Origin of the sequence: Nostoc cf. edaphicum LEGE 07299, from assembly GCF_015207245.1 — a bacterium.
GTDB classification, from domain to species: Bacteria; Cyanobacteriota; Cyanobacteriia; order Cyanobacteriales; family Nostocaceae; genus Nostoc; species Nostoc edaphicum_B.
Genome location: NZ_JADEXF010000118.1, coordinates 1 through 7880, shown reverse-complemented (window position 1 = coordinate 7880; position 7880 = coordinate 1). Strand labels below are relative to the sequence as shown.

5 protein-coding genes and 1 pseudogene are annotated in these 7880 nt (G+C 45.5%); 3 read left to right on the top strand and 3 right to left on the bottom strand.

What is annotated here, in order from left to right:
- A partial coding sequence (locus tag IQ229_RS05375; RefSeq protein ID WP_194041948.1) for a DUF1257 domain-containing protein occupies nt 1-242 on the top strand: 242 nt, incomplete at its 5' end.
- 269 nt (nt 243-511) lie between these two features.
- On the opposite strand, the gene IQ229_RS05370 is transcribed toward IQ229_RS05375, so the two are convergent.
- The 3 genes from IQ229_RS05370 to ahcY all read right to left on the bottom strand — a co-directional run bounded on the left by IQ229_RS05370 (nt 512) and on the right by ahcY (nt 4537).
- Nucleotides 512-1330, bottom strand: a complete 819-nt coding sequence (locus IQ229_RS05370) for an ABC transporter permease (RefSeq protein WP_228013166.1) — start codon at nt 1328-1330, stop codon at nt 512-514.
- 417 nt (nt 1331-1747) lie between these two features.
- A complete protein-coding gene (locus IQ229_RS05365) occupies nt 1748-2749 on the bottom strand; it encodes an ABC transporter substrate-binding protein (protein WP_228013165.1) in 1002 nt (333 codons plus the stop codon).
- 510 nt (nt 2750-3259) lie between these two features.
- The gene (gene ahcY, locus IQ229_RS05360) at nt 3260-4537 is read right to left on the bottom strand and encodes an adenosylhomocysteinase (RefSeq protein ID WP_194041946.1); all 1278 of its coding nucleotides are present in this window, start codon (nt 4535-4537) and stop codon (nt 3260-3262) included.
- 390 nt (nt 4538-4927) lie between these two features.
- On the opposite strand from ahcY, the gene IQ229_RS05355 reads away from it, so the two are divergent.
- Together IQ229_RS05355 and IQ229_RS05350 are read left to right on the top strand one after the other, a co-directional pair.
- Nucleotides 4928-6595: a mechanosensitive ion channel family protein gene (locus tag IQ229_RS05355; RefSeq protein WP_409339896.1), complete on the top strand. Its 1668-nt coding sequence runs from the start codon at nt 4928-4930 to the stop codon at nt 6593-6595.
- 335 nt (nt 6596-6930) lie between these two features.
- A pseudogene (locus IQ229_RS05350) lies at nt 6931-7880 on the top strand (efflux RND transporter permease subunit); the annotation flags it as partial.

Genomic DNA, 7880 nt, shown 5'->3' with positions numbered 1-7880 from the left:
ATAACGGTCAGCGTGTCCGTTCTGACATCGTTGCCGTGTTGGAAGGCGAATATGACCTCGGCTGGTCTCGCAATGGCGATGGTTCTTTTGACCTAATCGCTGACTTGTGGGGCGTTGCTAAGAAGCACAATCAAACCGAGTTGATCAACTCAATCAACCAAAAGTATGCCGTTAACAAAACTTTGGCTGAAGTGAAACAGCGCGGTCTGCAAAACGCCAATGTCAAGTTGGTATTGCAATAACAATTTCTCTGCGCGTTCCCAAAGCTGCACGGGTTAACCATATAAGTAGCGGTTAGCCCGCTTTTTTATCGGGACTGAGATTTATTTCTCAGTCCCGATTTTTATAGTTTATTTACAGCAGTAATGTTGTTCGGGATTTTTGATTTTTGACGGCTGACAAATCACAGAGAGTGATCGCCAGTTGCAGTTTAGAAATATTCAACTTATGATTTAGACGGCGAAAGGAAAAGCAATGATTGAGTCGAGTTAAGGTTTTCGATCTACTGACATTAGGCTCTGTGCACAATACGCTGCTGAAAAAGCACGACCAAAAGTAAAAAGCCACCACGGAGTACGAGCTGCCACCAAGGAGTAATGGTTCCTTCAAGATTTAAAAGGTTGTACATCATTCCTAGTAAAAGTACACCGACTAGCGTCGGAAATACGCTCCCCTGACCCCCTGCGAGAAACGTTCCTCCCATGACGGTGGCGGCGATCGCATCCGTCTCCCAGCCAAAGGCAGCCACAGGCTGACCCGCCCCCAGACGACCTGCGAGAATAATACCAGCAAGCCCTGAAAGTAACCCGCTAAATGTGTAGACTGCTAGCTTTACTCGGTTTGGGTTCACGCCCATGAGTCGGGAGGCTTCCTCATTGTTACCAATAGCGAATATGTGCAAACCTAATCGGCTTCTGTGCAGCATAAACCAAGCTGCAAAATATAAGAGTCCAACTATCAGCACGGGTACAGGAACCCAACCAATGAACCCCCTACCCAGCCAAACAAGTCCCGATGCTGCTGAAGGTACGGCGATCGACCTCTCCTCGGTGATGCTCAACGCCAGCCCCCGTGCAGCACTGGCAGTGAATAAAGTAACAACGAACGGCTGAAGCCGCGCGCGAGACACCAAAAGACCATTGACCACACCCAGCAACGTAGTGCTAGCAATGCCGATGACGATCGCCACAAAGCTTCCTTGTCCAGCAAGCATTGCTGCGACGACACCACCCAAAGCAACCAGGGAACCCACGGACAGATCGATTCCTCCACTTAGAATCACGACAGTCATGCCCAGCGCGACGATCGCCAGCATACTGTTCTGTCGCATGATGTTCATGAGATTAACAGGTGTCAGGAACGTTTCATAACGAAAAGATGCGAAAATAGCCAAACTAAGGAGCATGAGCAGCACGCTCTGGGAGGTGATGAGCTTGCCAAGATGCCGCATACTTGCAAGCACAAGAGGCTTTGTGGCAGCCATGACGCGTTAAACCTCCTTAGTAATGTTTTTTGTCCATCGTGGAAGTTCAGGATAGTTCCAGGTTATCTTTTTTCTATTTTAGGGTGAGAACTACCTAGTACAGCACGGCGTAAATAAACCACCCCTGACGCTCGAAGACTCGCTAACGCTGCGCTAACGGGTTCGGCAGTTCCTTATGGGGGCAACCCCCATAAGGAACTGCCTCACCATTCCAAATCAACAAAACTCTTACGCTAGATTCCTTTTGACTTTCGCCTTGCGGTACTAGTATGCTTCATCTACGAAATCCTTGGCGTTGGTCACGTCGAAGAGTCTGTCTTTGAGAATAATCCGAGGAGGAATTTTCTTGCCAGCAAAATACTCTTCCATCGTGGCAAAAACGAGTGGGCCAAAACGCGGGTTTGATTCGACACTAACACCAAGCTCACCACGGATTATCGCCTCAAGTGCGGCTTTCTGACCATCAATTGAACCGACCATCACATCCTTACCAGGCTTCATACCTGCGGATTTGAGAGCCTGGATAGCACCTAGTGCCATTTCGTCGTTGTGAGCATACACTGCGGTAATGTCGGAACCTTTAGCCTGGATGATATTTTCCATTACACGCTGGGCCGCAGCCCGCGAAAAATCCGCCGTCTGCGTGGCGATGATTTTCATCTTAGGATAATTGGCGATCGCATCACGAAACCCCTTAGCCCGATCAATTGCGACCGATGAACCAGCTGTTCCGGTAAGTTCCACGATGGATGCCTTGCCATTGCTTGCCTTAGTTAGCCATTCGCCAACGCGGCGGCCTTGCGTGATAAAATCCGACCCAAGAAAGCTGACGAAATGTTCACCTGGTTTTCCCGCCGCTTCACGGTCAATGAGAAAAACCGGTATTTTTGCCGCTCTCGCTGCTTCGAGTGCGGGCGTGAGACCCTCATACTCACGTGGTGCAAGAAATATCACATCAACTTGTCGTGCGATTAGATCCTCAATGTCGGCAAATTGCTTCGATGTCTGTCCTTGGGCATCCGTCATCAAAAAATCATAAGTTTGCTTACGCTTGGCGGCCTCTTCCTTAATGCTGTTCGTTTCGGCAATGCGCCACGGACCGATGTTCTCCGTCTGCGAAAATCCGACAATTTTTTTTGTTTTTTCGCGTATACAGCCAGACAGCAAGAAAGCCGAAACAGTAATCACAACGTAGGCGCTAAATACCAAGAACTTTGGCATATAAGCTCCGATACCTGAGCATCCAAAACAGGTTTTATTCTTCATAACCCAATCATGTCTGAACGCTACATTGAGCTTATCTCAGATTTTGCCGACATTACAGAAGTATTGCTTAACGAGGGAGTAGGGAGTAGGGAAGAGGGAGTAGGGAAACCTAAGAGAGAGAAACCAGGGGATTTGATATTGACGCCAAGGCATCAGTGGCTCCGGCTCCGCACCTTGTGTGTCCGGCACTGCGTACTTCTCCACACAATTTTTTCTCTTCTTTTCCCCCTAAAAGGGGGAGGCTTCAAACCGTAAGGCGCTAACGCGAACGCCAACGAGTACAGTGTAGGCTTCCAAGACAATCCGGCTATCGCTTAGGAGACTCTTGGCTTTAAGAACGGAATGCTTACCCTTTACGCCTTGCCCTTTTCCCCACTTCTGCAAGAAGTCTAAGCGATCGCACTTTGCGCTTTTGGCATTTCCACTGCGGATTTATGCGCGGTGCGAAACCCAAAAAAAAGGGATAAGCCTAAAGCCTATCCCTAAAAAATCAATTAATTAATCAATGTATCAAGTTCCTGAAGTCCAAGAATTGATGTACTCAATTTGATCGGCAGTTAGACTATCAATCGTGATACCAATAGCCTGCAACTTCAACCGAGCAATTTCTTGATCGACTTCAACCGGAATTGAGTGCAAACCAGGTTGCAACTTACCTTTATTCTTCACTAAGAATTCACAAGCCAGAGCTTGGTTGGCAAAACTCATATCCATTACCGCGCTGGGGTGTCCTTCAGCCGCAGCTAGGTTAATCAAGCGTCCTTGTCCGAGAACGACAACTGATTTACCATTTTTCAACTTGTACTCTTCGGTGAAAGGACGAACTTCTTTGATTTCCTTAGCTTGTGCAGCCAAGTATTTCAAATCAAGTTCCAAGTCAAAGTGACCAGAGTTACAAACGATCGCACCGTCTTTCATGACATCGAAGTGTTCGCCACGAACAACGTGCTTGTTACCAGTCACAGTGATAAATATATCACCTTGAGGTGCAGCTTCAGCCATTGGCAGAACGCGGAAGCCATCCATTACGGCTTCAATTGCCTTGATGGGGTCGATTTCGGTGACGATGACGTTAGCACCCATCCCACGGGCGCGGAGGGCTGTACCTTTACCACACCAGCCATAACCGACGACAACAATGTTTTTACCAGCCAACAAAATATTGGTGGCGCGGATAATGCCATCTAGGGTTGATTGCCCAGTACCATAGCGATTATCAAAGAAGTGCTTGGTGTCGGCGTCGTTGACGTTGACTGCGGGGAAGGTGAGAACGCCTTCTCTAAACATGGCGCGTAACCGGACGATCCCAGTGGTGGTTTCTTCGGTGCTACCAATCAAATCAGCGATTTGGTGTTGGCGTTCTTGTACCAAAGTTGCAACTACATCGCTACCGTCATCAACAATAATGTTGGGGCGATGATCTAAAGCTATTTGGACGTGGCGGTTATAAGTTGCGTTATCTTCGCCTTTTTGAGCAAAGACGGGAATTTCATGATCGACGACGAGGCTAGCGGCTACGTCATCTTGCGTTGACAGGGGATTGCTAGCAATTAAAAGTGCATCTGCACCACCAGCTTTCAGAGCGATCGCCAAATGTGCTGTTTCTGTTGTAATGTGGGCACAAGCTACAAGGCGTAAACCAGCGAAGGGCTTTTCGGTAGCAAAGCGATCGCGGATTTGCTTCAAAACTGGCATTTCGCGTCCAGCCCATTCAATGCGCTGTCTTCCCAAGGCAGCTAGGCCGAGGTCTTTAACCTCGTGCTTTAATCGGGGAGAAGTTGCGGTCATCAAAAGTTACCTCAAAAAATAAAAAAAGTTACGTAAGTTTTACGCACTCTACTAGGTTATTCTACTACTGGCGATTTTTGCTTGTATGAAAGCAAATCACTAGTCAAGAATCCTCAAAACTAGCTTGACGTTTGATCGCCGGAATGTCAACTTCCTCTCTAACTTCTTCCTTTTTGTTTTATCTTTGGTAAGAGTTAAGACTCCTCTCCGTGCTATATGCTGACTTTCAGTACTTTGTCATCTCTCTAAAGATAGAAAACAAATAAAAAAACATCAAATTTTCATCAACTAAAAGGAAAACCTCAACTTTAGATAGGTACATCTACCCAAAGGAATTAAGCAGGATAGTTAAAGTAGTAATTAATAGATTTTACTCAAGGAGGTGTTTGAGTGCGCTTTCAATTTTTGGCGTTGGTTTTGCCCGCCGTAGGCATCGCCAGTTCAATGGCCATAGGCGTTGTATCTGTGCCAAAAGCCACAGCCCAGATGCCTTTTGTGCCGCAACTGCAAGCTCCCAGCAGTATTAGTAATGATTCAGATAACAGAGTTGTTTCGGGCTGGATTTATTTAGATGGTCGTCGGTTATTTCAAATAGCGGCAACAAGAACCAATTTTCCTGAGCGTTCAGAAGATATTCAAAAGAAGTTGCAGAAAATTGCCCAAAATTACTTTCAATCACCAGCAAAAACACCAGTCAATGTAGATGTTCGCGAAGTAAACGAATTACCGGTAATTTATGTCAACGGTCAATATCTGATGACCGTTACTTCTGAAGACGCTGGGCTGCGACAGGTAGATATATCGACATCGGCAAATCAAGTCGCCGAATCATTACAAGAAGACTTGCAACAAGCCAAGCAAGAAAGGCAAATTCAATCTTTAATCGACCAAGGTAAAATTGCTGGCGGCATCGGACTGGCAATGATTATTATGAGTTGGGGGGTATATAGCTGGCAGCGGCGTTCCCAAAAGAATTTGGAACATTCCATTGCCTCCCAACCCCAAAGGGAAATCTTCAACTACCCAAAATCAGCAGATCAAGCAATTACAACACAACTAAATCAACGGCAACAGCAACATGTCCAAGAAGCCAAGAGACGATTGTTTCAGCTCAGTCAAGCCGGAATTTGGGGAGGTGGAACCTTCTTTATTTTGGGTCTATTTCCCTATACACGAGGTTTTCAGGTAGCAATTCTCATAGCCGCCCAATTTCCTTTGCGATTAGGTGTCGTATGTCTGGCAACCTATGTAGCAATTCGTTTGACCTACGCTCTGATTGACCGCTTCGCCTCCACACTGATTAGCAGTGGTGCTTTCCTCACCCCAGAAAGTTCTGCACGGTTGCAACTGCGAGTTTCCACATTTTCTGGTGTCACAAAAAGTATCACTACTGCTATCTGGGTAGGAGTAGGTTTCTTGATCGCGCTGGTATCCTTGGGGATAGATATCGTTCCCTTACTAGCGGGTGCTAGTTTAGTTGGTGTTGCATTGTCTTTGGCATCGCAAAACTTAATTAAAGATGCGATTAACGGTTTTTTGATCATTTTAGAAGACCAGTACGCTTTAGGCGATGTGATTAATGTGGGAGATGTGGGAGGCTTAGTAGAAAATCTGAATCTGCGGATGACCCAACTGCGGGATTCTGAAGGACGCTTAATCACAATTCCCAATAGTGAAATTAAAGTTGTTGCCAATCTTTCTAGTCGTTGGTCGCGAGCCGATTTAACAATTCCCATCGCCTACCAAGCCGATACAGAAGAGGCTTTGAAGCTGATTGCAACTATTGCCGATAACATGAATCAAGAAATGCGATGGCAGAGTCAAATTTTGGAACCGCCGCAAGTTTTGGGAATAGATCAATTTGGCGATCGCGGTTTGATTATTCGTGTCTGGATTAAAACACTGCCCCTCAAACAATGGGATGTCGCACGGGAGCTTCGCCGCCGCCTGAAAGTTGCCCTAGACGAAGCTGGAATTTCCATCTCTGTACCTCAACAAGCAATTTGGGTCAATGACGATCAATTGTTAAATTTTTCGACTAATGGCAAAGATAATTAGAAATTTGGATTCATTACCACATTTTTCAGTTGATTAGACAAAATTCTAACTCTCCCCTTATCAAGCTACGTTGTATACACAAGTCCTAAAAACCTAGCTTGATAAAGCTTGACTCGTTCCCATGTTTTGCATGGGAACGGTTAATTATAAGCTTTGCCGGCTCTGCCTCTAATGATACATTGGGATACATTGAGTCATAAGCATAAATGTATGCATTCCCATACGGAATATAGGAAAAAGAAAATATCTAACATTAAGGCTTAATAAATCCTTATATTAATAAAAAGCTACTACGTTCCTAACCAGTCTGAAACTTTTCCTTTATTCCTTGATTTATGTTTGTCAATACCTTCATCAGACGGCCAGTGCTGACGACGGTCTGCACGTTAATCATTTTGCTGCTGGGAAGCATCTGTATACCGATTCTTCCTATTTCTCAGCTACCAGACCTTGCCCCAGTGCAAATTACTGTTAGCTCCAACAATATTGGTGCGGATGCTCAAACAACAGAAAATACTGTCACCAACATTATTGAGCGACAAATTAATGGTGTTAAAGATGTATCTTATATATCTTCTAATACGGGTAATGATGGTTCGAGCAATATAACTGTCTCCTTCCCGACTAATGTCAATAGCGATATTGCTCAAGTAAACGTTCAAAATAAAGAAGCACTGGCTTCACCTCAATTGCCAGATACTGTTCAACGAACAGGTGTGACTGTTGAAACAGCATCGAGCAGTTTGCTACTTGTCTATGGGTTTTACTCAGAAAATAATGAGTAGGACAACATTTTTATCAGTAACTATGTCGATCTGTATATTTTCGATCAGATCAAACGGCTTCCTGGTGTAGGAAGTGCCAGGGTTTTTGGGGAACGCAAATATGCCATGCGTCTCTGGCTTGATCCCAACAAGCTTGCCCAACATAAACTAACTCCGCAAGATGTGACAGCTGCCCTGCAACAACAAAATATTCAGGTGGGTGCAGGGGCGATTGGTAAGGAACCAGCACCAGATAATCAAAGCTTTGAATTTGCTTTACGGGCAACCAGTCGATTTAAAGATGCGGCTGAATTTGAGGATATGGTGCTAAAGGTAAGTCCAGGTGGCACTAGTAGCAGTACTAATAGCACCAGTAATAGTAGCATTCTAGTTAAAGTCAGAGATGTCGGTCGAGTTGAACTGGGAGCAGAGAACTATCTGGCTGATGCCAAATTCACCATCCCAGGAAATGCGCCCAAGGCAGCCGTGGGTTTGGGGATATATCAACTTCCCGGTAGTAA

Coding starts and splice junctions, on each gene's coding strand:
- IQ229_RS05365 (WP_228013165.1), bottom strand. CDS start 2,749: ATGAAGAATAAAACCTGTTTTGGATGCTCAGGTATCGGAGCTTATATG.
- ahcY (WP_194041946.1), bottom strand. CDS start 4,537: ATGACCGCAACTTCTCCCCGATTAAAGCACGAGGTTAAAGACCTCGGC.
- IQ229_RS05370 (WP_228013166.1), bottom strand. CDS start 1,330: ATGCGACAGAACAGTATGCTGGCGATCGTCGCGCTGGGCATGACTGTC.